Genomic DNA, 26,565 nt, shown 5'->3' on the forward strand with positions numbered 1-26,565 from the left:
TCCGCAAGTTTAACCTGTTCTGAACCCAAAGAATCCGCATGGATGGCCGTGATTTCACTGACTATGGGGGTGTTTGGCTTACTGACAGCAGAATATCTTCCTGCCAGCCTGCTGACACCCATGACCGCCGATCTCGGTGTGACCGAAGCGCTCGCTGGTCAGGCTGTGACCGTCACGGCTGTGGTGGCCCTGTTTGCGGGCCTGATGGTTCCCCGCCTGACGCGTAATTATGATCGCCGTACTGTTTTGCTGGGTTTTACCGCGCTGATGATTGCCTCTAACCTGCTTGTCGCACTTTCATCCAGTCTGGCTGTTTTGTTAATCATGCGCATCTTGCTGGGCATCGCGCTGGGAGGCTTCTGGAGCATGGCAGCTGCTGTAGCTATGCGGCTGGTTCCTGCTCAAAGCGTCCCGCGTGCTCTCTCCGTTATTTTTAGCGGTATCGCTGTCGGAACCGTAGTTTCGATCCCGCTGGGAAGCTATTTAGGTGGGCTTTATGGCTGGCGTAGCGCTTTTATCGCTGCAACCGCAGTAGGCGTACTGACTCTGCTCTTTCAGCTGTTTACCCTTCCCGCAATGGCTCCGCGTCGAATGATGGTAACGGCATCTGTCATGGATTTACTCCGCCGCCCAGGCATTGCGGTGGGAATGACGGGGTGTGTAATTGCCCATACGGGTCAGTATGCGCTGTTTACCTATATTCGGCCGGCTCTTGAAAATATTATTCAACTTGATGTGGATCGTTTGTCTTTGATATTGCTTGGATTTGGCGTCGCTAATTTTATCGGAACGCTGCTTGCCGGGTGGCTGATGGAGAAAAGCCTGCGTCTTACCCTGATACTGATGCCAGCGCTTGTTGGTGTGGCGGCATTAAGCATGATTTTGCTGCCACTCAAGGAAACAGGATTGATGTTGTTCGTTGCGTTGTGGGGAATGGCATTTGGTGGCGTTCCCGTTGCGTGGTCAAACTGGGTAGCGCGTTCCGTTCCCGATCAGGCTGAAACCGCTGGCGGCATGGTTGTCGCAGCCGTTCAGTCCTCAATTGCTGCGGGTGCTGCGTTGGGAGGATTACTTTTTGGTCTCAGCGGCGTAACCGGTGTTTTCATCGCCGCTGGTTGCATAATGTTTTTTGCCGCGCTGGTTATTGGACTAAAGGTGAGGGATACGCTGACCTGACCATTTCCTACAACAACGATTTAAATGAAGGCCAGCTACATCCTTTATTGGTTTAAGAATGACGTTACCTCTTGGGAAAACCGTTTTGGCTGATCAAGCATGACAAAGTGAAAGCTATTATCGATGCGCGTGAAATGGATATCGGATGCAGATGCATAGGCTTGACGATACATGGCATCCACGCTGGCTGGAGGAACGCCGAATAAAGCGTCATACGCGTACACGATCTCCATCGGCGCTTTGATACGGGCGAGTTCGGGGCGCAGATCGGTAATCATCAATTCATACACGGCATCCGCAACTGTTTTACGATCAGAATTGAGTCCCGCAGTCACCAAAGCTGGTCTCATCGCCTCAGTCTTCACTAAACGGATGAGGGATGTTTTCTGAAACTCTTTGAATTGCTCCGGCGACTGTCCCAGTAGCCAATCCCGCGTCGCTGTGGCATGCCGTGCAGCAGTCTCGGTGGTCGCCGCGGGATCAATCATCAACGTATAGAATGGCAAGGCGTCGACGATCATCAAACGACTGACCTGGTCAGGATGACGGGCCCCGATCATCAGGGCAATCTCCCCCCCAAGCGAATGGCCAATGATCGCGGGTGCTTCAATGTGCTGGATTTGAATGTAATCAGCGATGGCGTCAACTGCCGGAGCGATGACCTTGCCATCTGGATTGGAGAGGGCAGGTGTGCTTGCAAAACCGGCAAGTTCAACAAGATGAACTCGGTGGCTTTTACGCAAAGTTGCTGCTAAATCAGTCCAAACTTCGCGAGACGACGCCAGCCCCGGAATCAATATGACATCCGGTCCTGCGCCTTGCGTCTCTACAGAGATGCGTTGCGAGTTCGAATGCACTGCAGGTATCGGCTGAGTTTCTGACGCTGAAACTAAGACGGACATCAATAGAAGCGCCCCTCCGAACGTGGCACGTATATTTGCGCCAGGCATGAATGTAGTCCTTTATATTTTATCCCTGATAAACCGGGTTTGGCTGACATAAGAGTATATCATATAAGGTAAAATTATTAAGGGATGGATACAAAGGATTTTAATTTTCCGCTTACAGTTTCGTGCCAAAAATGTGGGTAACTGCAGTATTCTGAGTTGAATAAAAGGGAACAATTCACCCGCCATAAGCAATATGGACTGCACCCGATTAAATAAACGTTTTATCTTTGTCGGTCTCAAAACCCATATATATCGCATTGAGTCGCTTTCTGAACAACACGGGATCGTGTTCCAGGCAAATGCGCGCGAGTGAGTTTTTGGCGCGCTCTGATACGATTTTTCTGTCGCTGATGATTTGCAATATATAGGTTTTCAACTGAGATATGATGGCATTTCTCAGAACGGTTTTGTCCTTCAATGAGGCTACCGTCAGCTCTAACATCGGATTCAGGGGGCAGCGGATCAGCCAGCCGGCATTTTCTGGGTTGATTTCTGGCAGAGCCCTGACATTCGTCGTTATAACCGGGCAGCCGCATGCCTGCATCTCCAGAACGGAAAAGCCGTACGTCTCCTGCCAGGTTGGTAGCAGCCCGACATCAGAGGTCTTAATTAACGCCAGCACCGCGTCGTTGGTCAGCGACGTATGGTGACGGAATATCGGGCAATCACGCAGCTTATCTTCCACACATTTTCTAAAAACGTCGTCATCCTGGAACGCATGGTGAGCCACATTATGCGTTTTGCCAGGATCACCAACCAGATTTACGCGCACGTCGTTCACACTTATCAGGTTTTCCCTTAAAAGCTGGGTAAAGGCCAGCACTACTTCTGCACCTCCCTTGCGATAGAACTCATTACCCACGAAGGTGAATGTCACCGGTCCTTCCTGAACAACCACGCTTTTTTTATGCAGTATCGGCTGCGGAGGATGGAGTACGTGCAGTTTGGGCCCAATGATGGCCTGCTCTTCAGGAAAATGTTCCAGCAGCCGCAGCTGAATCTGCCGTGTGGCTTCTGAGATAGCGATGATGCCCTTACAGCGCGGAGAGCAGACGTACCTGAGTTCCCGCGCCAGCTCGGGGTTGGCAAATTTCTGTATTCCGCCAACGGGCAGAACACGAGGCAGTTCGGTTTCAAAGGTCGCCACCCAGTCGCCCGGCCCCGAAGAGACTTCATTGAAAAGGTGGATAATGTCCGCATCAACGGAAGACATCAGGGGCAGTGGGCGGAAAATAAAGAGCTTGTTTTTATGCAATAAGCGCTGCCTTATAACGTTGATCCAGGTCCAGATGTTTCTGGGACGGTAATCCAGGTAGCGATGTGAAGGGTCTGTAATGATATTTCTCTTTTCCGGGTAGCCATTACCCCCCACGATAATCTTCATTTTTCCCCCTGCTGGCGAGTGCAAAAAATTAACAGGATTAATTGAAATATGCTTGCAATTAAAAATGGTAAATAGGTATTTGCGATCTATATGTAGTTATGATGTTTAAGAAAAGGTCCGTATGCGTCCTGATTACAAAGGTTGTTGATACCAAATAAAAATCCGCCCTATGCTGCTGCTTTCAGACACGCTTAATTATGCACGGATATGCAGACAAAAGACGTGTATTTGCATCTTTTTACTGGCTTTCCAGAATACTTCGGTAGAGAGAGTACCAATGCTAATTAAAAAGTTATGTGGCTGATAACCGATGAAACAGGATATCTGCCTTACAATAAGCAAGAATCCAATCTGTTTTATCAGGTAATAGCAAAATATTATATGAAGAGTGCAATAAGCCTGAAATCTGGCAAAGCCTCTAATTAAATATTGTCCAATCCTTTTGATCTACACAAAAAAAAGAGTCTGCGGATGTTTAGGGCTCTTATCCCCTAAATTCTCAGCGTATCAATCACCGCGCGCAAAGCGGGCGACACATTGCGATGTGGATAATAGAGAAATGAACCTTCCAGACGTTGGCTGTAACGTTGCAGTACTCTGATCAGTTTCCCTTGTTCCAGATCCTCAGATACCAACTCTTTCGGGACATAAGCCAGTCCCAGACCCAGAGCGGCGGCTTTTGCTTCCATATAGCTGTCAGCAAAAACCCATTGGCCTTGCGGCCGATGGGTGATTTTTTTTCCATCCTGATTGAGTTCCCATGCGTACAGGGTGCCATCACCAAACTGGTAAGCGATGCAGGGATGAACGGCTAAATCTGCCGGAACTTGCGGAAAGCCGTAGCGACGAAAGTGTTCGGGCGTACCGACAACGACCATCTCCATGTCGGGCGAAATGCGCACAGCAATCATACCCTTGCCCACTTCTGGCCCCAGACGTACACCCGCATCGAATCTTTTCGCAATAATATCGACAAACCGACTTTCGCTGATGAGTTCCAGTCTGATATCCGGGTAGTGTTGCTTGAACACCGCAAGCTTCGGCAGCAGCACTTTATCAATCGCGTGCTGGCTGGCATTAATGCGTACCGTACCAGATGGCGTCTGGCGATAGTGGGCCAGCGTAGCGAGTCCCGTATCTAAAGCATCGAATCCTGACTCAACGGTTTGATAGAGCTGCTCACCGGCATGGGTGAGCGATAATCTGCGCGTGGTACGAACAATGAGTTGAACGCCCAGTCTTTCTTCAAGCTCACGTACTGAACGACTGATTCCTGATTGCGCCAGGCCAAGGCGTTGCGCTGCGGCGGTAAAACTTCCCTCGCGCACCACCAGCATGAACAAATAGAGATCGTTGTAGTTTTCCCGTTTTGCCATTATCCCGCCCTCGTATCCGCATCGCCATTTAGAACAATTTGATATCAATCTTAGCAAATATTGCCCTCTAATCAGAACGCATACTGCTGACTAAAATGTGCGCATTGCAATAAAGCACAGCAGCGTTGTCGGTATGAAACCTGCCTCTTTTAGGTTTTTTTTAGAAGGATCTTGATGAATGTTTTCACCAAAAAACTGACAGCCGCGATGCCTGCATTGCTGCTATGCGCATCATTTAGTGGAGTCACAACCATGAGTTATGCTGATACAAACAACCCGAACGCACCCGTTTCGCTGGTCAAAAAGTGGGACAAAACCTTTCCTGAAAGTACCAACGTTGATCACCGTAAAGTGACCTTTCAGAACCGCTACGGCATCACTTTAGTCGGGGATCTCTATCTTCCTAAGGATCGCGGTGAGCGAAAGCTGGCAGCCGTGGCCGTCAGCGGGCCTTTCGGTGCGGTCAAAGAACAGTCCAGCGGCCTGCACGCGCAGACGCTGGCTGAACAGGGATTTGTTACCCTCGCGTTTGATCCTTCATACACGGGCGAAAGTGGCGGCTAACCGCGTAATGTGGCGTCTCCAGATATCAATACCGAGGATTTCAGTGCAGCGGTTGATTTCTTGGGTCTGCAAAAAGAGGTGGATCGCAACCGAATCGGGCTGCTCGGTATTTGTGGCCTGGGCGGCATGGCGTTAAACGACGCCGCTATGGATACCCGCGTTAAAGCCGTGGCAACCAGCGTGATGTATGACATGAGCCGCGCGATGGGTCATGGTGTGGGCGATGGCAAAGACCGCTACACCACCTCCGATCGTCGTGCTGTGTTGCAGTATCTGAACGCGCAGCGCTGGAAGGATGCGGAGAGCGGCACTTTCACGGCTGGCAGTCACGACATCTATGTCGACGAAAACGGTAAAGCCAGCGCCTCTGAGCGTATTCTGCCGGAAACGTTACCCGCTAATCCAAATCCAGTTTTGATGGAGTTTTTTGATTATTACCGAATGCCGCGTGGTTTCCATGCGCGCTCGGTTAACTCAACCGGCGCATGGAATGCAACCATGCCGCTGTCGTTTATGAATATGCCGCTGCTGAGCTATGCAAATGAAATCACTATCCCCGCGCTTGTTGTGACCGGTGAAAAAGCCCATTCACGTTATTTTGCTGAAGATGCCTTTAAAGCGATCGGGAGCAAAGAGAAAGAGCTGGTAATTATTCCAGGGGCAAACCATGTGGACTTATATGACAACGTTGCTGGAAAGATCCCGTTTGCTAAATTTGAACAATTTTTTAAATCAAATTTAAACTAACTTACTGAAATAATACATATTTACCATGCCACCTGTAATCCTCGGGTGGCGTTGACCTGTCTGATGTAACGCAGGGAATTGATAATGTCTACCGTAAGTCTTCAACCTCCACACAATAAAATCCATGCGTATTGGGGCGGCGTATTTGCCATGACGCTCTGCGTTTTTGTGCTGATCGCTTCTGAGTTTATGCCTGTAAGTCTACTGACGCCCATTGCCAGCGATTTGCACGTCACGGAGGGGCTGGCAGGACAGGGCATCGCCATTTCAGGCGCGCTGGCGGTGCTAACCAGCCTGACAATTTCCCGCATTGCCGGGGATCTGAATCGTAAATATCTTCTGCTGGGGCTGACAATTCTGATGGCGGTATCAGGAATGATTGTCGCGCTGGCGGCCAGCTATCCGATTTATATGTTGGGGCGGGCGCTGATTGGTATCGTGATTGGTGGATTCTGGTCAATGTCGGCGGCGACGGCCATTCGGCTGGTGCCGCAGCATCAGGTTCCCCGCGCGCTGGCGATTTTTAACGGCGGTAACGCATTGGCCACGGTTGTCGCGGCACCGTTGGGTAGCTATCTCGGGGCGACCGTTGGATGGCGGGGTGCCTTTTTATCTCTCGTACCGCTGGCGATAGTGGCGTTCATCTGGCAATGCATCAGCATGCCTTCAATGGAAAGCGATAATCAACGCAAACCACAGGGATCGGTGCTTCGTCTATTTAGAGTCTCAACCGTAGCAACGGGGCTGCTGGCCTGCGGACTGTTCTTCATGGGGCAGTTTGCCTTGTTTACCTACGTGCGGCCGTTTTTGGAAAACGTGACCAGAGTGATTGCTTCTGGCTTGTCGTTGATTTTGCTTGCTATAGGTGCAGCAGGTTTTATCGGCACCATGATTGTTTCGATCTTCCTGAACGCAAGGTTTTATCCGACATTAATCATGATACCTCTGGTTATGGCAGCGATTGCGGGAACGTTACTCTTGTTCGGTCACAGCATGTGGGTTGTTGCCGTTTTGCTAAGCCTGTGGGGAATGCTTGCGACCGCCGCGCCAACCGGATGGTGGACATGGATCGCACGGACGCTGCCCGAAGATGCAGAGGCGGGTGGTGGCTTAATGGTTGCTGTCATCCAACTCTCCATTGCGCTGGGTTCAACAGCAGGAGGTCTGATATTCGACAGACTGGGATGGCAAAGTGCTTTCGGCTTGAGTGGTTTATTACTGCTTGGTGCGGTCGCAATGACGTTTGTGATATTTCGTCAAGATTATAAGTCACTGAAGAAAGCCGCCGTACGCGACTGAGAGAACAGCAGCGAGTCAGGCACAATTGCACAACGCTTATTACCGGATTAGCGGCTCAGATGTATTGCTAATCCGGTTCATCAGACCAGATACATACTCATCGATATGGCGTAACATCTAACGTCAGGGCATTACGCCATATCATTTGCAAAACACGCCTAGGCTTTTCTCTTACTCTCGTGGTTGTCTAATTGCTGGCTGAACTCTTCCGCTGAACAGCGTTGCTGTAAAGCTTCCAGTAACAACTGCTGTTGTGTTTTGGGGACCAGGCCTCCCAGTGGTGGATCGGTATCCAGATTGGTCGGGAAAGAGTAGCCTTCACCGCTCGCCGCCACAATTGCCTGTAATTCTTCATCGCTCAGATCTTTACTCAGCAGGGTTGAATAAATCGCTTCCATCACTTTAACGTGATTCACCTTCTCCATAGTTTTGCCAAATGCGGAAGAGACCTGCAGCAAATTGGCCGTACGCACGTGATCCTGCGTGATATTATTGCCGGCGGCATGAAACAGGGCCGGATTGAAGAACAGCCCATCACCTTTTTGCAGCGGCAACTGAATGGCATGCTGCTGGAAGAATTCAATAAAGCGCGGATCGCGCCATGCCAGATATCCCTCGGCATACTGCTGCGACCAAGGCAAAAGTTGCGTTGGACCTGATTCAATCGGCATATCACTGTGAGCCACCGCGCCCTGAAGCGTCAGATATTGCGACAGAATCTGCAACGGCAGAGGGAAGCGAGCAACCACGTCATTTACCTGGAAACCGAGATGGTAATCCCGATGCGGCTGTTGCGCTTTACCGCCCGGACGCACCTGATTGACCTGCGCCGTAATTTCATATCCCGGCCCGACCCAGGCTTCACAAATCAGCGCCAGCAAAGGATTGCTGTAGTAATCGATGAAGGCATCAGCATCCCGCTCTGCCACTTTTTGCAGTGCATTCCAGATACGCCCGTTACTGCCCGCTTTGGCAAAGTGATCGCCGCCGCCGCCGTTTGCCGCTTCACTGGCGAGGATATCCTCAAAGACGTTACTGCTGCGATCAACGGCTGAGACATTGCCATATAACCCCTGAACCACCAGAACACCGGGGCCGCTGGACAATGCACGATGCAGTTCAGCCAGCATGTTTTGACGGTCTGCTGTTGCAGCCGCCAGCAGGTCGTCACGATGATAGATCAGCACATTTTTATCAGCCGAACGTGCCAGCTGGAAATCGTCTTTACGCAGGGTTTGCGCGCAAATCGTGGCGAAATCGTCGAGCGAAATATGACTGTCGTTAATGTAGATATTCTTCATTTTTTTGCCTCACAGAGTCAGAGCTTGTGATGGCTGGAAGCCACCGTTATCACCACAACCAACCACACTTTGATCGAAATCGATCACCGCACCCGTCATCATTCCTGACTCCTCAGAAAGGAGAAATGCGACGCCACGCGCGACTTCGGCTGGCTTGAGCAGACGACCAAAAGGCTGCGCCTGCTCAGCGTTGCGAAGCCAGTTTTCATCAGCGTCATGATATTGCCGCTGGATGTCGTGCTCGTGTGGCGTATCCATCCAGCCAATATTCAGACCGTTTACCCGGATGCGATTGCGCATGGCGCTGAAGGCCACGTTTTTAGTCAGTGTGACCAGCGCACCTTTGGATGCGGCGTATGCCGTTAAGAAGCTCTGACCGCCATGAGAAGTCATGGTGATGATATTGACGATGCTGCCTTCAATGCCTTTGGCAATCATCAGTTTGATCGCTGCCTGCATCAGGAAAAAAGGCGCGCGAACGTTGACGGCCATAATCGCATCAAATAATTCCGGGGAAGTGTTGAGGATGGTGCCGCGATCGGACATGCCTGCGCAATTCACCAGCCCGTGCAGGGTTCCAAACGCCTTTTCTGCGGTCGCCACTACTTTTTCGCAGGCTTCTGGCGAGCTGATATCTGCTTCAACAAATATCACTTCACAACCGGTTTGACTGAGAATATCCACCTGTTCGTGTCCGGCTTTAACATTACGACCGCAAATCACAATGCCCCGGGCTCCGCGAATTGCCAGAAGACTGGCAACGGCTGCGCCTAATCCCTGTGTTCCGCCGGTCACGACGAACACTTTGTTTTTAAATCTGCTGCTGTCACTCAGGCTCATTTCATGTCCTTTGTTATTTTGGGTGAGGTAAGGTCTGTCCACTTGCTCACAGTGACCTTAGCAATTACATTCGATTAACAATACGGCGACATAACCTCAAAAAGACCTCAACTTATGGCAAGGTCATTCTCCATTAAGCAAATCGCGGCACAGTCTGGCGTCAGCAAAGCCACGGTCGACAGAGCATTGCATCAACGCGGCAGTGTCAGTCCACGCACTGCCCGACGCATTGCTCAGGCGATCCGCGACCTGGAATTACAGCAGCGCGCCAGCCTGGCAAGCGGTCGCACGCTACCGATCGATCTGGTGATGCACGCGCCAGAGCGATTCAGTTCGTTAGTGCTAGCGGCGCTGCTTAGTCAAATCAACAGCTTCGCGCCTTTCCGACTAACGTTGCGTTGCCACATTTTTGAAGAGATCTCGCCTGAAGATCTGCAGCGTGAGCTGCGCCGCTGTGGCAATGACAGTTATGGCGTGTTGCTCAAAGCAAGCGATCACCCTTTGCTCAAGAATACGATTGCGGAGCTGGCGGCCCTCAACGTGCCGGTGGTAACGCTCGTTACTGATTTACCGTCAAGCGAGCGCATCAGCTATGTCGGCATGGATAATGAAGGTGCCGGTCGAACGGCGGCCTGGCTGATGTCGCGGTGGCTGCCTGCTGCAGTGCAAACGGTCGCCGTAGTGATCAGCAGCACGGGTTTTCGTGGAGAAGAGCAGCGAATGGCGGGCTTCATTCAGGCGTTAAGTCAGCGAGCGCCGTATTTGAAGATTAAAGCTGTCAGTGAAGGTTACGGTATCGATTCACTCACTTTTACCCAGATGTGCACAGCGCTGGAACAGGATCCCTCGATCCAATCTATTTACAGCGTGGGGGGCGGAAATGGTGCCATTTTGCAGGCTTTTTCAGCGATGCACCGCGAGGTAAACGTTTTCATTGGCCATGATCTGGATGAAGAAAATCGCCGGCTACTCGCTGCTGAAGAGATGGATGCGGTGATTGACCATGATCTTCATGAAGATGCGCGATCGGCGTTTAAAGCAATCCTGCGTTTTCACGGCTTTTTGCCCGAAGCCGAAGATGAAACGGCATCATCACGCGTTATTGTCGTCACGCCGTTCAATATTTGAGGCACTAGCGATGGCTAAGTGGCAATATCGACGCCAAACCGCTATTGCTCTGAGGATTTTGATATGACCACCTTTCACCAACTCAATGCCATCAGCCTGCGTGGCCAGCCTATCTCAATGGCCGATTTCACCGGCAAGCTGGTTCTGGTGGTTAACACCGCCAGCCATTGTGGATTCACGCCACAATATGCCGGTCTAGAAGCACTTTACAAAAAGCACGCCGCTCAGGGGCTGGTGATCCTGGGGTTCCCCTGTAACCAGTTCGGTAAGCAGGAACCCGGCAGCGCCGATGATATCGCGCAGACCTGCCAAATTAACTACGGTGTGAGCTTTCCGATGTTTAAGAAAGTGGAGGTCAACGGCGCCGCAGCGCATCCGCTATTTCGCTATCTAAAAGACGAATTGCCCGGCGTGTTGGGAGGGCGCATCAAGTGGAACTTCACTAAGTTTCTCATCGGACGTGATGGCAAACCGCTCAAGCGTTTTGCGCCAATCACCACTCCGGAGAAAATGGAAGCCGCAATCCTTGCTGCACTAGAAAGCTAATAGTGATTCCGTCTCTCGACGTCCGAAATGTGCGAGCTATCACAATTAACAACATTTCTTTTTAAGCACTGAGCCTGTTTCTACCTTAAACATCCCCTGCATGTCACGGTTTGTGACATGATAAACGTCATAAATGACATGCCAGGATGTTTAAATATATGTTTGACGCAAGAAAGTTATCCACTCTAAACGCCCTCGAAAGCTGCGTGCACAATTATATTATCAAAAACATTAATGCCGTTATTTATATGACGATAAGGGAGCTTGCCGATAATTCGGGTGTGTCTACCGCAACGGTTCTGCGATTCTGTAAAAAAATGGATTTCAAAGGTTACTCAGAACTTAAAGCCAGTATGAAGTTACACCTGAACAGAAATAGCACATTACTTATTCCTCATGGCGCTGAGGAAATATTAACCTTTTTTAAAAGCATCAGAAACGATGAGTTTGATGAGATGATTAAGCAGGCAGCAGAGTATATTCGTGATGCAGAACGGGTGTTCTTTGCCGGCGCTGGCAGCTCTGGCACGCTTGGCAGGTATGGCGCCCGTTTCTTCTCTAACATGGGCAAGTTCAGCAATCACATTGACGATCCCTATTATCCGGTGAGCTCGGACATGGTGCAGAGTTCAGTGGCTATCGTGCTTTCTGTCTCTGGCGAAACACCTGAAATAGTGAAGCTTGCCAGACAATTTGTTATTCACCATTGCAAAATGATTGCGATAACCTGTAATCCTGATTCAACCCTGGCAAAACTCGCTGACTTTATTGTTCCCTATCATGTGTCCCGCATTTTAATTGATAACGAATACGATATTACCACGCAGGTTCCGGTTATTTTTATTCTTGAATCAATAGGCAGAAAACTGGTGGTGAATAATGTCAGTGAGATGTCACGTGGTGTGACATTTTTGTAATTGTCGACCGGTTATAACATATTGTGACTTCGTGACATTGCCGAAGCGATTTTCTAACATTGCCGCGATGAGTTCGCCTCTGACGGACTGAATTCCCTCTGGCAATGGAAGAAAACCATGGCAATAAATTATACGGATTCTGCGAAAGAGATCGTAAAGCTGATAGGTAGCGATAATAACGTGATAAGTGTCACGCATTGCGCCACACGTCTGAGGTTTGTGCTTAAAGATTATGCTCTGGTCGAGGTTGAATCACTCAAGCGGGTGAAAGGGGTGATTACCGCGATGCAGGCCAGCGGCCAGATGCAGGTGGTTATCGGCAATCACGTCGGTGATGCTTACCGCGAAGTGCAAAATCTACTCAATATCGATGAAAGTGTTGCGGTAACACCGCCTAATGTCGGTATTGTTAGCCGCGTTATGGATATCATCTCCAGCATCTTTGCGCCTTTCCTCTATCCGCTGGCAGCCTGCGGTGTGCTGCAGGGCATCATTTCGCTGCTGACCGCCATCGGCTGGATGGATCCGGCAAGCGGCACCTATCGCATTCTTAATTTTGTTTCGTGGACCGGCTTTACCTTCCTGCCCGTCATGGTGGCTTTTACCGCCGCGAAAAAATTCAACGTAAATCCGTTTACAGCGGTAATCGCCGCCTGTGCGCTGGTGTCGCCGGATTACCTGAATATGCTGACGGCCAACAAAATACTCACCGCCAACTCAGCCGATCCAGCTGTGCATGCTTTGATGCAGAGCGCGGTTGAAAACCCGGCTATTTCAAAAGTGCTGGTGGAGATTGCTGGCATTCCGCTGGATGCCGCGCCGCTGACCTTTATGGGCTTGCCGGTTCAGTATCTGAGTTACACCTCGTCGGTGATCCCGATTATTTTGATGGTTTGGGGCATGTCGTATGTTCAGCGGTTCTTTGAGCGCCTGCTACCGATGGTGATACGCAACCTGTTCACGCCGATGTTCTGTCTCGCCATCATGGTTCCACTCACGCTGCTGGCATTTGGTCCGGTCGGTAACATGATTGGTGGCGCCATCGGTGGCGTTTACAACACGCTCTATCACCTCAGTCCTTCCGTTGCCGGATTTGTGGTCGGTGCGTTGTGGATGCCGCTGGTTACATTAGGCGTGCATTGGGGCATCACGCCCGTGACCGTCGGCAACTATGCAACCTTGGGCTACGACACCTTTACCGGCTTACAAGCTTCTGCGGTATTTGGCATGGCGGGTGCGGTGCTTGGCGTCTACCTGAAGGCGAAAGATGCTGAGCTCAAGCGTATGGCGCTCTCTGCAGGTGTGACGGCGTTGTTTGGTATCACTGAACCCGCCATCTACGGTGTGGCATTACGCCTAAAACGGCCAATGATCTGTGGCTGCCTCGCGGGTGCTGCAGGCGGCATGATTGCCGGTGCATTCAACGCGGTTTCATGGAGTTACTGCATTCCAGGTATTGCCGTCCTGCCGGTGTTCTTTAAAGAAGGGCACATGACGCAATTCCTCGGCTTCCTGATATCCATTTTCGTTGCATTCGTTTTGGGCATGGTCTTCTCCTGGGTAGCGGGATTCAAAGAAGACAGCCAGCCAGACGTTCGCCCTGTGCCGCAGCCTGGCACCATCTGATCAAGAGATACTTATTATGAATAATCAATTCCCAAAAAATTTCATGTGGGGCGGCGCGGTTGCGGCTCACCAGGTCGAAGGTGCGTGGGATAAAGGCGGAAAAGGCCCGAGCATTGTCGATGTGCTGACCAGCGGGGCGCACGGCGTTGATCGCGTTATCACCTCGGGCATTCAGGATGACTGCTTTTATGCCAATCACGAGGCATCCGACTTTTACCATCGTTATCCTGAAGACATCGCGCTGCTGGCCGAAATGGGCTTCCGCTGCTTCCGCACCTCAATTGCATGGTCGCGTATTTTTCCGCGCGGCGATGAAGCTTTACCGAACCAAGAGGGGCTGCGTTTTTACGATGCATTATTTGATGAGCTGTTGAAATACGGGATTGAACCCGTTATTACGCTGTCCCATTTTGAAATGCCCAATTTCCTGGTCACCGAATATGGCGGCTGGAAAAATAGAAAGGTTTTGGACTTCTTTGTCCACTTCAGCGCAGTGGTTATTGAACGCTTCCAGCACAAAGTAAAATACTGGATGACCTTCAATGAAATTAATAATCAGCGCAACTGGAAAACCCCGCTTTTCGGTTATTGCTGTTCCGGTGTTATTTTCACCCACGAGCCTAATCCTGAAGAGTGCATGTATCAGGTTCTGCATCATCAATTTGTTGCCAGTGCTCAAGTGGTGAAGTTAGGACACGACATTAATCCTGAACTGAAAATTGGCTGCATGATCGCCATGGTGCCGCTGTATCCGTTTTCCTGTCACCCAGATGACGTGATGTATGCCCAGGAAGCGATGAGGGAACGATTCTTTTTTAGTGATGTTCACATGCGCGGTCATTATCCGGCTTATATCCTCAATGAATGGCAGCGCAAGGGATACCACATTGCGATGGAGCCCGATGATGCGCAGATCCTGCGCGAAGGATGTGCCGATTATATCGGGCTGAGCTATTACATGAGTAATGCAGTCAGTAAAGAAAATGCCGGCAGCGGGACCGCACTATCAGGATTCGAAGGAAGTGTTCCGAATCCACACGTTAAAGCCTCCGATTGGGGCTGGCAGATCGATCCGGTAGGCCTGCGTTATGTGCTGAATATTCTCTATGAGCGTTATGAAAAGCCGCTTTTCGTGGTTGAAAACGGTTTTGGTGCCATCGACAAATTGGATGAAAAGGGCGAGGTCAATGACGACTACCGCATCGACTATCTGCGCGCGCATATTGAACAGATGAAAAAAGCCGTCACCGAAGATGGTGTCGATCTTATGGGATATACTCCTTGGGGATGTATTGACTGTGTATCCTTTACCACTGGCCAATACAGCAAGCGTTATGGCTTTATCTACGTAAATAAAAACGATGATGGTAGCGGAGATTTTGCCCGCTCGAAGAAGAAGAGTTTTGACTGGTATCGCCGGGTCATCGCCAGCAACGGCGAAGAACTCTAACAAAATTAGGTGCGACAAGGATGTCGCACCTACAAAATTTTTAAGGCTTCTCTTTCTCTTCTTCAGCCGGAATCAGCGGTTCATCAATGGCGATGGATGAATTAGATTTCAGCAGCTGAATATCCAGAATCACGTAGGTCATAGTGGTAATGAATAACGAAATCACGCTGCCAATCACGCCGCTGGTGGTGAAGGTGAAATAGTTATACATCACCACCCAGGTCACACAAATAAACAGCGCCAGCGCAACGTTAATTGCCGACTGCGAATAATCGGTGGTGCGTGATCCCATTTCATTAATTTGCCGACTGAAATTCGCGCCGCTGTATTTCTCCAGCACAAAAATTCCCTGTTCCCAATTACGCAAACGACGTGCGCCGCTGCGGGTGAGAAATACGTAGAGCAGCGAGACAAATAAACCGGAGAAGGCGATCAGTACCGGCACCGCTTCCAGCGCATAAGCGAGGCTTTTATGGCTGGATGCCTGCGGCGTGAGATCCAAAGTTAATGACGCACCCAGCGCGGCATATAAAAACACAAACAGCAGCAGAAACAGCGCGTTGCGCCGCCAGTCGAGATCGGCTTCGTGATTCTTCTGCTGGCGCGCGCTGTGCAGCGCCTGCTGTAATAACGTGGCATTGGTGGATGCGGTGTCAATACTTTCAATCTCTTCAGCCAATAAGCGGTGAATAAACGGCTGATCGGCCGGTTCAATGGTGATGCGCATAGATTTCTCGGTAACGTAACGATCAAAGGCGTCAGTGTAACGTAAATCGCCTGGCTCGCGCAGAATCTGCGAGTAAGCGCGCAATTTTCCATCTATGTTTCGGTTCGCATCGCACATTATTTGTACAATTGATGGGCGGTTATTACTGACCGCGCAAATCACGACGGAGTAATGAGCTATGTCGTATGTTGATGGTTTTGTCGTAGCGGTGCCGGAAGCCAATAAGGAGGATTATCGTGCCATGGCGGCCAAAGCCGCGCCGCTGTTCAAAGAGTTTGGCGCCACGCGTATCGTCGAGTGCTGGGCAGACGATGTGCCTGAAGGCACGCAGACCGATTTCTATCGCGCTGTAAAAGCCGAAGAGGGCGAAACGGTGGTTTTCAGCTGGATCGAATATCCCTCGCGAGAAGCGCGTGACGCCGCCAATGCCAAAATGATGTCCGATCCGCGCATGAAAGAGATGGGCGAGAATATGCCGTTCGACGGTAAACGCATGATTTATGGCGGATTCGCGATTTTGCTGGAGGAGTAGTTGAGCGCTAAGGCGTTGAGATGGTCGCCATGAATGGCGACCCTACGACTTGGCGCTCTATCTCCGTCCGATATCATTTATGATCTTCAAAATCTGAACTGACCTCTAAGCGATTGGCGCTCGCAGATTATTCGGGTAACGTGGAATGCTTAACTTTGTTACCTACAAATAATTACCGCACGCTAAGTTGCAGGAGAGTCAGTCCATGGCCGTAAATTCAAACATCGTCGGCATTGTCAGCGATGAGTTCACCAATCCCAATACCGTAAAACTGCTCAATGAAGTTACGCGCCAGCTGAATGCACGCGGCTTGATTACGCTGCTGCTCAATGCCAATTCCCGTGAAAGTTATCAAAGCGCGCTTCATAACGCCGCGCAACTTCCTGTCAGCGCTTTAGTGTTTCTGACCTCGCTGTTCAGCGATGAGTTGAGTGTGGCAGCCGATATCCTGCCGCAGGCCAAAACCGTCCATCTAAGCCACAGCGCCAGCGCGGATGCCAACGTCGTGATTGCCGATGGTTATGACGCAGGTGCAGAGATGGGATTGTTGCTGCTGTCGCAAGGTCATCAACGGTTCGGCTTTATGCACAGCCAGCAAAACAGCGCGACTGCGCGCCAGCTGGATGGTTTTGTCGCCAGCCTGCAAGCAGAACAGAAAGAACTGAAAATCGAGCTCTCTGCCGGTGGCAACGATCGCGAGCTGGCTTATCAGGCGATGATGGCGTATTTGAAGAAAACGCGTGCTGCCGAGCGCATCAATGCGCTGTTCTGCGAAAGCGATGTGTTGGCGTTTGGTGCGTTACAAGCGGTGCGTGACTTCGCACAAGGTGCTCATGTTGCGGTGGTGGGTTTTGATGATGTCGATGAAGCGCGCGCGTCAACCTGGCATCTCACCAGTTGGGCGCAGCGTCGTGATTTGCTGGTGGCTGAAGCGTTGAATCGTTTATTGGAGAACCGTGCCGATACCAGTAACGCCTGGCAGCAGGGCGAATTACAGGTGCGCCATTCGCATCACGGCAAACATGTGCCGGGCGAAATGTCGCAGTGCGGATGTGCGATTCGGCATTGATAGCTGAAGAAGAAACGGAAGGAGATGTGGATGCTGTGGCTTATCGCCAAATATGCCATTACTGCCGGCATGGTGGTGCTGATATCTGAAGTGGCTAAGCGTAGCGATCGCCTCGGTGGACTGATTGCCGCGCTCCCATTGGTGACCGTGCTGGTGCTGATCTGGATGAAGCTGGAAGGACAAAGTCAGGCCAAAATTGCCAGCCACGCGTGGTACACCTTCTGGTATGTGGTGCCGACCTTACCGATGTTTGTCGCCTTTCCGTTTCTCTATCAACGCCTCGGATTCTGGCCGACGCTGATTGCGAGCTGCGTGCTCACCATCCTGCTGTTTCTGCTGTGGGCCACGCTACTCAAGCGCTTTGGCATTGAGCTGATGTGAGTTCAGGCCAAGACGTTAAATTAAAAGGGGCGCTAATTCTCTTAATTTTATATTAATTAATCATTTTAACTTTCTTCAATATAATTCAAAAATCCGTTTTGACTCATGTATCCACTATGGGTTGGGAATTTTTTATATTGATTGCTGTTTTTACTCCACCTTAAAGCAGCATAACCGGCCATAATTCTATGGCCAATCCAACGGTCATCAATGATTTTTGGTCCGCCGGGAACATTAATTAATAATAGACTCCCCATGAACTGTATCCATTCTTGATTATTTAGAAGTCGATTCCCATAAGCGTGAAAAGATCTACCGCTATTAAAGAGCGAAAAACTCATATTCCAATATTTAGAGAATTCCATTATTGAGTTTTCTAACGCCCTGCCATCCTTAACTCCAAAATCTATCAAAGGAATATGATATTTGTTCCCTCGATCATAAATGTCAGATTGGAAGGCAAGTTCCTCACCTTCCTCCAAATCCATCAATGCACTCAGCAGAAAAGAGTTGTCAAGTTGAGATTGTGGAATGCTGAAGTTCGTTCTTATATCAAAATATGAACGTGGAAGGTATTTGTACTTGCTGAAAGAAAGTATGGTATTATTAGATAGTATGCCGTCCGATAAATAACTCGATATAATGTGAGACACCCAAATTAGCGGGTGCCTATTTATTTTCATCTGTTTGAAATTATGATTCATAGTGCTCACCTAACACTTATCCCTTTGATTAATTGGTAAATTTCCATTGAAAATTGGTCCGTCATTCCTGAAACGAAATCAACAATCAAGTGCAGGCGTAAACGTAGCTCCGTGTCATCATCAATTTTTTCAAAAGAGTTTATCAAACAATTAGTCTCATCATTAATTTCGTTTAATGGTTTGTTTGCAATTGCAGTTTTATAAGCGCTAACGTGTTTTTTTGGTAATCTATTATATAATCTTCTTTCAATGCTCAGTTTACACTCTCTCATTTTGTCAAAATCTTGAAGTATTAAATGGGAAAATTCTTTCTTAGTTAGAGAAATTAACTTCAAATATTCATCTAAAATGCCTTTTATTATTGCAAATCCAGATAATTCCATTTTTTCTGCTTCATAGGAAGTAAACAGATAAGTAGAAGTATAGTTACGTAAAACATCTAAAATAGCATACTCAATCGTCCCTTTTGAGATTATTTGTTTGTCAATGCTTAAGGAAATAAAATCATTATAAGATTCTACAAATCTTGATGAAACTTTATCAACAAGGAAATTGGATAGCATAGTCTTGAAACCAAGAAAACTACCGATTGGAAATTCTGATTGGTCTTCATTTAGTTTAATAATTAGAGCATTGCAAAAATCGCTATACTCGTAATGTTCATCCTTTACAATCGATAATCCTTTGGAGACTTCATTTTTAAAATGATCCAAAGAAATAATGTTTTTTTCAATCCCATCCTCAATATCACTTACACAATATGAAATGTCGTCTGAGGCTTCCATCAAAAAACCTAGAGGATGTCTTTTGTTTAAATTCATGCCTAATTTTTTCCAGGCTCGTTCTAATACATCTCTTTCTGTTTCAAAGAATCCGATTTTTTTACTAAAAGGTTTACCATCGGAATGTCCACTAGTTTTATCTTTTGAACCATAGGTATACTTCATGAATGCTGCTAATTGGCTATAAGTTAAATTTAGCCCATAAAAGCCATCTTCTCCTTGGAGCTTAGTTAATATTCTAAGCCCTTGTGGGTTACCATCAAAATTAGTGAAATCTTCGAGAAGAAAGTCTAATCTCTTTTGATCTAGTGATTTGTTTTTCAAGGATTTTTTTAATGACTTCTTAATTTCATCAGATGAAGCCCATTCTACAATTGCGGCTTCACCAAAATGACCAAAGGGCGGATTGCCAATATCATGGGCTAAACATGATATTTCAACAACGTTGGCAATGGCTAAGTTATTGTCGAGCCAGTATTTTTTTATTTCACTTTCAAGTTTAGAATTGGTATTTATTTTTGAACAAATGCTAGCGACTAAATAACGTCCAATGTGAGATACTTCTATGGAATGACTTAGTCGAGATCTGACAGCAGAATTACTTTCTAATGAAAAAACTTGAGCTTTTTGCTGAAGCCGTCTGAAAGCAGCAGAATAAATCAACCTAGCCCTATCACTCTGAGTAGCTGAAAGTAAATTGTTATGAGATGCCGTTGATTTTCTATCACGGTCAGTAGTTAAAATCCTTTCCATTTTTCTTCTCCAGAGAATGAACAAAGACGATGTAAAAAAATACATTTATATAATTGGATGCATTAACGTAATGTTTCCAATTATTAGTCTCACAATCATTGATTGGATTGTAATCAATGATGTGAGTCTGAACAAGCATAGTTTTAATATTTTTTTCTTGCTAATCATGCGCATACAATTAATGCAAATTTTTATGCGAATCAGCTATGTGATTTTGTTCACTGTAATGCAATGAAAGAATTTAATAAACATTATTAGCAAATAGGACATAAGCCCAATTTTTATCGTGACTTAGAACGCATATGCTGCGCTTGATACCCGCTGTACGAAGGGCCCAGCCAAGGTTTGATTATGGTGCGCAATAATCTGCTCAGCGCTCAGCACGCCGTTATCCACCGAAGTATGTCCATCCTCAATCAGCACAACGCGAAAACCTAAATCTGCGGCAGCACGACAAGTGGTATCCACGCAGTATTCGCTCTTCATTCCAACAATCACTAACTCTTGAATATCGGCACTTTTCAGGGCTGACAGTAATTCAGTGTCGCGGAAACAGTTGGGATAGCGCTTCACAAATACCCGATCGTGCGATGCATCCATCTGCAGTTCAGGAATCAATTGAGTCAGCGGACCGCTTTCGGCGAAGGGCGATCCATCCGGTCCGGTGTGGCGAGCGAAGAAAACCGGCGCATGCGCTTGATGGGCTAACGCGATCAGCTGATTGATATTGGCTAAAACAGATTCCGCCGCATAGGGCGCTGGCGTAGCGTGAAATAACCCATTCTGCATATCAATGACTAACAAGGCTTTAGGTTGTGGCTGCATGGTGTGTCTCCTTTCTGCATGCTATGAACGGAGACCATTCCCCGTCCAGTGATTGACGGGGCTGAGGATGCTGGAGCTTATCTCTTCGCTACAGATGCACACACGCCGCCGCCATATGCGGTGGTGGTGGTGGTTTCTGTGATTAACGCGTTGAAGATAGACATAAAAGCTCGCCAGAATGTGGTGTGAGCGTTGAATCTAACAGAGTGCCAGAAGAAAACAAGGGTGAAGTGTTAACAGCTATGAAACCAAAAGGCGAACGCGGATTAACCGGCGTTCGCCCAATGTTTAATGCTTGGTGCCATTACCTGAACCGTCACGATTGCGGAAAATATGCGTCACGTTGTCGGTATTCTTGATCGCCACTCCGTTCGACTGCGGTGTTTCAATATGATTCATCACTTCCGACATCGCGCGACTTAGTGCTTGCTGGCGCGGTGGATCGCGCTCAATCGACGCCATCCCACGCAATTTATCCAGCAACGCGCGAGGTGAAAGCGGGCCGGATTTTTTCAGCAACTGTAAAATTGCATCGCCCATGATGATGTCGGTGAGCCGTTCTTCATCACTTCTGTACATAGATTCTCTCTGGTTACCGCGGCAGACCTGCGGCAAATAACAAAGTGGATTCAGTCTTAACCGGGCGCGAATGAGGCGGAAACCACTTGGTTAATTCTCAGGACAGCAGCGCCTGGTTTAGGATTCTCGTTCTACAGAAAACATCAGTCCAATTAACTGCTGATAGTGAATTTCTGCTTCAGTACCGCGCGCTTGTTCCATACGGCACAGCAACTTAGTACACAGCGTTTTACGGCTTAGCGTCCGTCCTGAACGTAAGATCTCAACCACAATTAGTCCCAGCGTTTCCTGCTGCGAAGGCAAAGAGGCTTCTTTGAAGTAGCGCGCAATAGCTTCCGACGCTGTTGAAAGATTGCGATCCTGACGCATGGTTCCATCCTTAAGTTAACGTATGACTTTCGCCATCAAACTTATACAAGTTTAATTAATATGTACAGGAATATGGCGAATCAACTACGCAGCGATTTGGCCAAAAGTGCTAATTTATTGTTAACAATAACTTAAGGAAAGGGTAGGCAATGCTGAGTGTATTCCGCGCAATACTCGTCACTTAAGCGTCTTTAGGTCGCCATGAATGGCGACCCTACAAAGGCTTGGCGCGTTTTTTGTAGGGTGCACATTCATGCGCACCTGCATACCAACGTTTTGATTCCATCAGCCATCCGTCGATCGCGTCAGCGTTTCCCAGCAATCTATCTCTGCGCTTAATGATTCAATCTTCTGCCGTACCAACCCCAAAGCATCACTGCCCAGCAACATATGCGCCGGGGGATTGCTGCTTTCGATCACCTCCAGTATCGCGCTGGCGGCTTTGAGCGGATCGCCCAACTGCTTGCCGCTCTTCTCCTCTCGTGCCTGGCGAATCGGGTCAAACAGCGCATCGTAATCGGCGATGCTGCGTTCACTGCGCACCATGGAACGACCGGCCCAATCGGTGCGAAACGATCCCGGAGCAACGGCGGTTACGTGGATGTTGAAGGGCGCCAGCTCTTTGTTCAGAGTTTCCGAAATCCCTTCCAGCGCAAACTTGCTGCCGCAGTAATAGCTGATGCCGGGCATGGTGATGAACCCGCCCATTGAGGTGATGTTGATAATGTGGCCCTGACGGCGCTGGCGCATAAAGGGCAGCAGCGCTTTAATTATCGCCACCGCACCAAACACGTTGACGTCAAACTGACGGCGCATTTCTTCAAGTGATGACTCTTCCATCACCCCTTCATGACCGTACCCGGCGTTGTTCACCAACACATCAATCGGGCCAACGTGGGATTCAACATCGGCAATCACCGCATCAATGGCGGCGTAATGGGTGACATCCAACTCATAGGCGAAAGCATTTTCCGCATGCAAACCTTCAAACTCAGCCTTTGCCGCAGCATTGCGCACCGTACCGATCACGCGATAGCCACGACTAAGCGCAACCTGTGCCAGTGAGCGCCCAAATCCGCTGCTGACGCCAGTAATGAATAATGTTTTAGCCTTAGACATTTGCGGGTTCTCCTCAAAAAGTAGAGGATGCATAATATTCTGTCGATTGAACGGTTATAAGACCTTATCTTATATATTCTTTGCCTAATCTTATGGAAGTGATGTTGCTGATGAAAGAAACGCTCCAGCAGAAAACGGTAGAACTGCTTAAAACGCTAGCTTCGCAGGAAGGTTACAACCTGACTGCGCTGCCGGACGTGCGCATCCTGCGTTCCGATCGGCCGCTGGCGCGCACGCCGGTGCTGTACGATCCGGGCATCGTGATTGTGTGTCAGGGATCGAAGCGCGGTTTCTTTGGCGATCAAGTCTATCTGTACGATGAGCAACATTATTTGGCGGTTTCGGTGCCAGTGCCTTTTACCATGGAAACGGCGGCGTCAGCGGAATATCCGCTGCTGGCGATTTATCTGCATCTCGACTTCACTGTGGCGACTGAATTGCTGTTGCAGCTGGAGCAGCAGGACGTGACGTTTGAGAGCCAGGCAGCGCAGAGCATGATGTCGAGTCCGATGGATCAGACGCTGCGCGAAACGGTGTTGCGCTTCCTCACCACGCTAAATCATCCGCTGGACGCAAAGATGCTTGGCCCCGCGTTGGTACGTGAACTCTATTATCGCGTGCTGACCGGTGCGCAGGGCAGCGCGATGCGAGCGGCGCTCACCTTGCAAGGTCAATTTGGCAAAGTGGGCAAAGCGCTGAGCCACATTCACGCGCACTATGCGCAGCCGCTAACGCTCGGACAACTGGCAGCGTTGGCGGGCATGAGCGTGCCAACGCTTCACACCCATTTCAAAAGCATCACCCATCAGCCGCCGATGCAGTATGTGAAGTCGGTACGATTGCATCAGGCGCGCATGCTGATGGTGCGTAGGGAGATGACGGCGTCATCGGCCAGCCACGCGGTGGGCTATGAAAGTGCTTCGCAATTTAATCGCGAGTTCAAACGTCTGTTTGGGTTACCGCCTGCTGAAGAGATCAAACGCATGCAGCGTAACTTTGCTGTGCCGCCGGCGCACGAGCCATCGCGGTTCGTTTCCTCACATTAATGCCAGTCTGTGCTATAAATGATAACCATTATCATTTTTGGCGTGAGGCACAGGATGCAGGCAGCAGAGGTAAACGCGCTTAGCGCGGATTGTTGTATCGTTGGCGGCGGTCCGGCGGGATTGATGCTGGGCTATTTACTGGCGCGCGCGGGCTTGCGTGCGGTGGTAATCGAAAAACATCCCGACTTTCTGCGCGATTTTCGCGGCGACACCATTCATCCCTCAACGCTGGAGATCATGCGTCAGCTTGGCTTGCTGGATGAGCTGCTGACCTTACCGCATCAACGCGCGGAGAAGCTGCAAGCGGAAGTGGCTGGCGAAGAGATCACCATGGCCGATTTCTCGCGTTTACCGGTTCAGTGCCGCTTTATCGCCTTTATGCCGCAGTGGGATTTTCTCAACTTTCTTGCGAAAAAAGCTGCTGAATTTCCGGGGTTTACTCTGCTGCAATCCACCGCATTTGATGACTTTATTTATGAGGGTGGCGCAATCAGTGGCGTTAAAACGTTACAGGGTAACGAGCATCACATTATTCGTACTTCATTAGTGATAGGCGCAGATGGCCGCAATTCGCAGGTCAAAGCTAAAGCCGGATTAACCGGTCAAAGCTTTGGTGCGCCACGCGATGTATTGTGGTTTAGGCTGGAGAAACATCCTGACGATCCGCAGCTGGGTATGGGACATAAAGGGCCTAAGCAGAACTTCATTGTCATCGATCGCGGTGATTACTGGCAGTGCGGTTACACCATCCAGAAAAATCAGTTCGACGAGTTAAAACTGGCGGGATTGGATGCACTGAAAAGCACCATGGCGCAGGTGGCACCCTTCAGCGCAGAGCGCATGGCGGAAGTCGATGAGTGGGACAAACTCAAGCTATTGTCAATTCGCATCGACCGCCTTGATCACTGGATGAAACCCGGCGTGCTCTGTATCGGCGATGCTGCGCATGCGATGTCGCCGATTGGCGGGGTTGGGGTTAACCTGGCGATTCAGGATGCGGTGGCCGCAGCCAATATGCTGACCAAACCGCTGCAGCAGGGGAATGTTACCTTACAGGATCTGCAAAAAGTGCAGCGGCGCCGCCAGTTTCCAACGGTCGCCACCCAGTTCCTGCAAATCAAAATGAGCAGCAACAAACGCAAACGCACCACACCGAGCAAAGTGCCACAGATGATCAGCCGCTTTCCGTTCCTGCGCCACCTGTTTGGTCGCTTAATTGGCCTCGGATTCCGTACTGAAAAGCCGCGTTATATATAACCGGCAAAAAAAAAGCCCGCTAAGCGCGGGCCAGGTAAACGTTACCAATCTGAAATTCTCGTAGCAACGCATTGCTGTGTGTTGCGTCGCTATAATAGCAACATAACGCAGGTTGTGCAGGAAATGATCAGCGAGAAAATTTTGTGCTAAGGATAAGCATTACGCTTGCTGCACGCGCGTTGACCACCAGCACATTAGCGATCCGACGCTAACCATCGCGGTGCCTTGCCAGAAAGCGATGGTCAGATGCGAGCGCAATATAAAGACGGCGAGAAGCGATGAGATGATCGGAATGAAGTAGGACGCGGCGGCCAAAATGGTGACGTTGCCATGCAGAATGCCAACATTCCATGCAGCATAGCCAAAGCCCATCGCCATCGCAGCCAGCGCCAGACTGATGCAAACCCCAACGGATAACACAAACGGCGGTTGTGGCGAGAGCAAAAACTTCAGCCACAGCGTCAGCGCGGTCAGGATAAAGAACAGGGTTATGCCATTGCTGCCGTTAGCCATTTTTTTTGTTACCACACAATATACCGCCCAGATCACCGCGCCGCTTAATGCCAGGCCATAACTCAACGGATTATCCATCACGTTATTGGCGATCTCGCTGAATGAAAAACCCTGATCGCCGCCCAAAACGCGACAAATGCCTGCAACCGCCAGCAACATGCCCGGAATAATCAGCGGATGCGCTTGTTGCCGATTCACTATCACCGCTAAAAGGATGGTCAAACTTGGCCACAGATAATTGACCATGCCAACTTCAATCGCCTGGCGTCCGCTGTGGGTAAAGCCTAGTGAAAGCGACAGGCAGAGTTCATAACAGACGAACAGTACGCTGCCGATAATCAAATAGCGGCGCGGAAAAGAGCGCAGTTTTGGCAAGCCAACGGTGAAAATCAGCAAAACCGCGCTGGCGCTGTATATCAGTGCCGCACCGCCCACCGGGCCGAATCCTTCGCTGACAGTTTTAATCAGTCCTACAATCGCGCTCCACAGCAGAATGGCCATTAAACCAATCAGCGTCGCTCTTTTTTGGGGCATGACCCGCAACCTTATTTCGCAAATTCGGGCCAAAATCCTATCAAATCAAATGCGCTTTGTATTTGCTGGAT

26 protein-coding genes and 1 pseudogene are annotated in these 26,565 nt (G+C 49.4%); 14 read left to right on the plus strand and 13 right to left on the minus strand.

The window, feature by feature from the left end; genetic code table 11:
- Nucleotides 1–1,176 (plus strand): MFS transporter (locus PanJK_RS00005; protein ID WP_265296657.1); only part of this gene is annotated, 1,176 nt, incomplete at its 5' end.
- A 44-nt stretch (nt 1,177–1,220) separates the two neighbouring features.
- On the opposite strand, the gene PanJK_RS00010 is transcribed toward PanJK_RS00005, so the two are convergent.
- Both PanJK_RS00010 and PanJK_RS00015 read right to left on the minus strand, forming a co-directional pair.
- Nucleotides 1,221–2,126 carry an alpha/beta fold hydrolase gene (locus tag PanJK_RS00010; protein WP_265296658.1) on the minus strand — a complete coding sequence of 302 codons (906 nt, stop codon included), beginning with the start codon at nt 2,124–2,126 and terminating at the stop codon, nt 1,221–1,223.
- A 208-nt stretch (nt 2,127–2,334) separates the two neighbouring features.
- On the minus strand, nt 2,335–3,510 hold the full coding sequence (locus tag PanJK_RS00015; protein WP_265296659.1) for a glycosyltransferase family 4 protein: 1,176 nt from the start codon (nt 3,508–3,510) through the stop codon (nt 2,335–2,337).
- Nucleotides 3,511–3,804: 294 nt separating this feature from the next.
- Here PanJK_RS00015 and PanJK_RS00020 point away from each other — a divergent pair, with 294 nt between their 5' ends.
- Nucleotides 3,805–3,936: an ATP-binding protein gene (locus tag PanJK_RS00020; protein WP_414858916.1), complete on the plus strand. Its 132-nt coding sequence runs from the start codon at nt 3,805–3,807 to the stop codon at nt 3,934–3,936.
- Nucleotides 3,937–4,001: 65 nt separating this feature from the next.
- Here the strand turns inward: PanJK_RS00020 and PanJK_RS00025 are convergent, their stop codons facing one another.
- Nucleotides 4,002–4,886 carry a LysR family transcriptional regulator gene (locus PanJK_RS00025; RefSeq protein WP_265296660.1) on the minus strand — a complete coding sequence of 295 codons (885 nt, stop codon included), beginning with the start codon at nt 4,884–4,886 and terminating at the stop codon, nt 4,002–4,004.
- Between the two features lie 174 nt (nt 4,887–5,060).
- Between PanJK_RS00025 and PanJK_RS00030 the strand changes: the two are divergent.
- Nucleotides 5,061–6,197, plus strand: a pseudogene (locus PanJK_RS00030) (alpha/beta hydrolase).
- An 84-nt stretch (nt 6,198–6,281) separates the two neighbouring features.
- Entirely contained in the window at nt 6,282–7,496 is a 1,215-nt protein-coding gene (locus tag PanJK_RS00035) for an MFS transporter (protein ID WP_265296661.1), read from the plus strand.
- 158 nt (nt 7,497–7,654) lie between these two features.
- Here the strand turns inward: PanJK_RS00035 and PanJK_RS00040 are convergent, their stop codons facing one another.
- Both PanJK_RS00040 and PanJK_RS00045 read right to left on the minus strand, forming a co-directional pair.
- The gene (locus PanJK_RS00040; protein ID WP_265296662.1) at nt 7,655–8,797 is read right to left on the minus strand and encodes a phytanoyl-CoA dioxygenase family protein; all 1,143 of its coding nucleotides are present in this window, start codon (nt 8,795–8,797) and stop codon (nt 7,655–7,657) included.
- Between the two features lie 9 nt (nt 8,798–8,806).
- Entirely contained in the window at nt 8,807–9,637 is an 831-nt protein-coding gene (locus PanJK_RS00045; protein ID WP_256698619.1) for an SDR family oxidoreductase, read from the minus strand.
- Nucleotides 9,638–9,751: 114 nt separating this feature from the next.
- Here PanJK_RS00045 and PanJK_RS00050 point away from each other — a divergent pair, with 114 nt between their 5' ends.
- The 5 genes from PanJK_RS00050 to PanJK_RS00070 all read left to right on the plus strand — a co-directional run bounded on the left by PanJK_RS00050 (nt 9,752) and on the right by PanJK_RS00070 (nt 15,304).
- Nucleotides 9,752–10,765 (plus strand): LacI family DNA-binding transcriptional regulator, encoded by a 1,014-nt coding sequence (locus tag PanJK_RS00050; protein ID WP_265296663.1) that lies wholly within the window; start codon nt 9,752–9,754, stop codon nt 10,763–10,765.
- 63 nt (nt 10,766–10,828) lie between these two features.
- Nucleotides 10,829–11,311: a glutathione peroxidase gene (locus PanJK_RS00055; protein WP_265296664.1), complete on the plus strand. Its 483-nt coding sequence runs from the start codon at nt 10,829–10,831 to the stop codon at nt 11,309–11,311.
- A 158-nt stretch (nt 11,312–11,469) separates the two neighbouring features.
- Complete coding sequence (locus PanJK_RS00060) at nt 11,470–12,228, plus strand: MurR/RpiR family transcriptional regulator (RefSeq protein ID WP_265296665.1); 759 nt, start codon at nt 11,470–11,472, stop codon at nt 12,226–12,228.
- A gap of 117 nt (nt 12,229–12,345) precedes the next feature.
- Nucleotides 12,346–13,854 carry a PTS transporter subunit EIIC gene (locus tag PanJK_RS00065; protein ID WP_256698623.1) on the plus strand — a complete coding sequence of 503 codons (1,509 nt, stop codon included), beginning with the start codon at nt 12,346–12,348 and terminating at the stop codon, nt 13,852–13,854.
- Nucleotides 13,855–13,870: 16 nt separating this feature from the next.
- Nucleotides 13,871–15,304 (plus strand): 6-phospho-beta-glucosidase, encoded by a 1,434-nt coding sequence (locus tag PanJK_RS00070; RefSeq protein WP_256698624.1) that lies wholly within the window; start codon nt 13,871–13,873, stop codon nt 15,302–15,304.
- A gap of 40 nt (nt 15,305–15,344) precedes the next feature.
- Here PanJK_RS00070 and PanJK_RS00075 read toward each other — a convergent pair whose 3' ends face one another.
- The gene (locus PanJK_RS00075) at nt 15,345–16,031 is read right to left on the minus strand and encodes a hypothetical protein (RefSeq protein WP_256699129.1); all 687 of its coding nucleotides are present in this window, start codon (nt 16,029–16,031) and stop codon (nt 15,345–15,347) included.
- A 178-nt stretch (nt 16,032–16,209) separates the two neighbouring features.
- Between PanJK_RS00075 and PanJK_RS00080 the strand changes: the two genes are divergently transcribed.
- The 3 genes from PanJK_RS00080 (at nt 16,210) to PanJK_RS00090 (ending at nt 18,013) form a co-directional block, all read left to right on the plus strand.
- Nucleotides 16,210–16,563, plus strand: a complete 354-nt coding sequence (locus PanJK_RS00080; RefSeq protein ID WP_256698625.1) for a DUF1428 domain-containing protein — start codon at nt 16,210–16,212, stop codon at nt 16,561–16,563.
- Between the two features lie 205 nt (nt 16,564–16,768).
- Entirely contained in the window at nt 16,769–17,632 is an 864-nt protein-coding gene (locus PanJK_RS00085; protein WP_265296666.1) for a substrate-binding domain-containing protein, read from the plus strand.
- Between the two features lie 30 nt (nt 17,633–17,662).
- The gene (locus PanJK_RS00090; protein WP_008102074.1) at nt 17,663–18,013 is read left to right on the plus strand and encodes a DUF3147 family protein; all 351 of its coding nucleotides are present in this window, start codon (nt 17,663–17,665) and stop codon (nt 18,011–18,013) included.
- A 65-nt stretch (nt 18,014–18,078) separates the two neighbouring features.
- Here PanJK_RS00090 and PanJK_RS00095 read toward each other — a convergent pair whose 3' ends face one another.
- The 6 genes from PanJK_RS00095 to PanJK_RS00120 all read right to left on the minus strand — a co-directional run bounded on the left by PanJK_RS00095 (nt 18,079) and on the right by PanJK_RS00120 (nt 23,144).
- The gene (locus tag PanJK_RS00095; RefSeq protein WP_265296669.1) at nt 18,079–18,501 is read right to left on the minus strand and encodes a hypothetical protein; all 423 of its coding nucleotides are present in this window, start codon (nt 18,499–18,501) and stop codon (nt 18,079–18,081) included.
- A 221-nt stretch (nt 18,502–18,722) separates the two neighbouring features.
- Entirely contained in the window at nt 18,723–20,252 is a 1,530-nt protein-coding gene (gene dgt / locus PanJK_RS00100; RefSeq protein ID WP_265296670.1) for a dGTPase, read from the minus strand.
- A gap of 291 nt (nt 20,253–20,543) precedes the next feature.
- The gene (locus tag PanJK_RS00105; protein ID WP_265296671.1) at nt 20,544–21,077 is read right to left on the minus strand and encodes a cysteine hydrolase family protein; all 534 of its coding nucleotides are present in this window, start codon (nt 21,075–21,077) and stop codon (nt 20,544–20,546) included.
- Nucleotides 21,078–21,365: 288 nt separating this feature from the next.
- Entirely contained in the window at nt 21,366–21,656 is a 291-nt protein-coding gene (locus PanJK_RS00110) for a hypothetical protein (protein WP_256698628.1), read from the minus strand.
- A gap of 117 nt (nt 21,657–21,773) precedes the next feature.
- Nucleotides 21,774–22,025, minus strand: coding sequence for a regulatory protein YcgZ (gene ycgZ / locus PanJK_RS00115; protein WP_256698629.1), 252 nt, complete (start codon nt 22,023–22,025; stop codon nt 21,774–21,776).
- Nucleotides 22,026–22,310: 285 nt separating this feature from the next.
- Nucleotides 22,311–23,144, minus strand: coding sequence for an oxidoreductase (locus PanJK_RS00120; RefSeq protein ID WP_265296673.1), 834 nt, complete (start codon nt 23,142–23,144; stop codon nt 22,311–22,313).
- Between the two features lie 110 nt (nt 23,145–23,254).
- On the opposite strand from PanJK_RS00120, the gene PanJK_RS00125 reads away from it, so the two are divergent.
- Entirely contained in the window at nt 23,255–24,190 is a 936-nt protein-coding gene (locus tag PanJK_RS00125; RefSeq protein ID WP_265296674.1) for an AraC family transcriptional regulator, read from the plus strand.
- 54 nt (nt 24,191–24,244) lie between these two features.
- On the plus strand, nt 24,245–25,447 hold the full coding sequence (locus tag PanJK_RS00130) for an FAD-dependent oxidoreductase (protein ID WP_265296675.1): 1,203 nt from the start codon (nt 24,245–24,247) through the stop codon (nt 25,445–25,447).
- 159 nt (nt 25,448–25,606) lie between these two features.
- On the opposite strand, the gene yddG is transcribed toward PanJK_RS00130, so the two are convergent.
- Nucleotides 25,607–26,494 (minus strand): aromatic amino acid DMT transporter YddG, encoded by an 888-nt coding sequence (yddG, locus tag PanJK_RS00135; RefSeq protein WP_265296676.1) that lies wholly within the window; start codon nt 26,492–26,494, stop codon nt 25,607–25,609.
- Between the last annotated feature and the right edge of the window lie 71 nt (nt 26,495–26,565).

Source organism: Pantoea sp. JK (assembly GCF_026130245.1).
GTDB lineage: Bacteria > Pseudomonadota > Gammaproteobacteria > Enterobacterales > Enterobacteriaceae > Pantoea > Pantoea trifolii.

Coding starts and splice junctions, on each gene's coding strand:
- PanJK_RS00010 (WP_265296658.1), bottom strand. CDS start 2,126: ATGCCTGGCGCAAATATACGTGCCACGTTCGGAGGGGCGCTTCTATTG.
- PanJK_RS00015 (WP_265296659.1), bottom strand. CDS start 3,510: ATGAAGATTATCGTGGGGGGTAATGGCTACCCGGAAAAGAGAAATATC.
- PanJK_RS00020 (WP_414858916.1), top strand. CDS start 3,805: ATGTGGCTGATAACCGATGAAACAGGATATCTGCCTTACAATAAGCAA.
- PanJK_RS00025 (WP_265296660.1), bottom strand. CDS start 4,886: ATGGCAAAACGGGAAAACTACAACGATCTCTATTTGTTCATGCTGGTG.
- PanJK_RS00035 (WP_265296661.1), top strand. CDS start 6,282: ATGTCTACCGTAAGTCTTCAACCTCCACACAATAAAATCCATGCGTAT.
- PanJK_RS00040 (WP_265296662.1), bottom strand. CDS start 8,797: ATGAAGAATATCTACATTAACGACAGTCATATTTCGCTCGACGATTTC.
- PanJK_RS00045 (WP_256698619.1), bottom strand. CDS start 9,637: ATGAGCCTGAGTGACAGCAGCAGATTTAAAAACAAAGTGTTCGTCGTG.
- PanJK_RS00050 (WP_265296663.1), top strand. CDS start 9,752: ATGGCAAGGTCATTCTCCATTAAGCAAATCGCGGCACAGTCTGGCGTC.
- PanJK_RS00055 (WP_265296664.1), top strand. CDS start 10,829: ATGACCACCTTTCACCAACTCAATGCCATCAGCCTGCGTGGCCAGCCT.
- PanJK_RS00060 (WP_265296665.1), top strand. CDS start 11,470: ATGTTTGACGCAAGAAAGTTATCCACTCTAAACGCCCTCGAAAGCTGC.
- PanJK_RS00065 (WP_256698623.1), top strand. CDS start 12,346: ATGGCAATAAATTATACGGATTCTGCGAAAGAGATCGTAAAGCTGATA.
- PanJK_RS00070 (WP_256698624.1), top strand. CDS start 13,871: ATGAATAATCAATTCCCAAAAAATTTCATGTGGGGCGGCGCGGTTGCG.
- PanJK_RS00075 (WP_256699129.1), bottom strand. CDS start 16,031: ATGCGCATCACCATTGAACCGGCCGATCAGCCGTTTATTCACCGCTTA.
- PanJK_RS00080 (WP_256698625.1), top strand. CDS start 16,210: ATGTCGTATGTTGATGGTTTTGTCGTAGCGGTGCCGGAAGCCAATAAG.
- PanJK_RS00085 (WP_265296666.1), top strand. CDS start 16,769: ATGGCCGTAAATTCAAACATCGTCGGCATTGTCAGCGATGAGTTCACC.
- PanJK_RS00090 (WP_008102074.1), top strand. CDS start 17,663: ATGCTGTGGCTTATCGCCAAATATGCCATTACTGCCGGCATGGTGGTG.
- PanJK_RS00095 (WP_265296669.1), bottom strand. CDS start 18,501: ATGGATTTGGAGGAAGGTGAGGAACTTGCCTTCCAATCTGACATTTAT.
- dgt (WP_265296670.1), bottom strand. CDS start 20,252: ATGGAAAGGATTTTAACTACTGACCGTGATAGAAAATCAACGGCATCT.
- PanJK_RS00105 (WP_265296671.1), bottom strand. CDS start 21,077: ATGCAGCCACAACCTAAAGCCTTGTTAGTCATTGATATGCAGAATGGG.
- PanJK_RS00110 (WP_256698628.1), bottom strand. CDS start 21,656: ATGTACAGAAGTGATGAAGAACGGCTCACCGACATCATCATGGGCGAT.
- ycgZ (WP_256698629.1), bottom strand. CDS start 22,025: ATGCGTCAGGATCGCAATCTTTCAACAGCGTCGGAAGCTATTGCGCGC.
- PanJK_RS00120 (WP_265296673.1), bottom strand. CDS start 23,144: ATGTCTAAGGCTAAAACATTATTCATTACTGGCGTCAGCAGCGGATTT.
- PanJK_RS00125 (WP_265296674.1), top strand. CDS start 23,255: ATGAAAGAAACGCTCCAGCAGAAAACGGTAGAACTGCTTAAAACGCTA.
- PanJK_RS00130 (WP_265296675.1), top strand. CDS start 24,245: ATGCAGGCAGCAGAGGTAAACGCGCTTAGCGCGGATTGTTGTATCGTT.
- yddG (WP_265296676.1), bottom strand. CDS start 26,494: ATGCCCCAAAAAAGAGCGACGCTGATTGGTTTAATGGCCATTCTGCTG.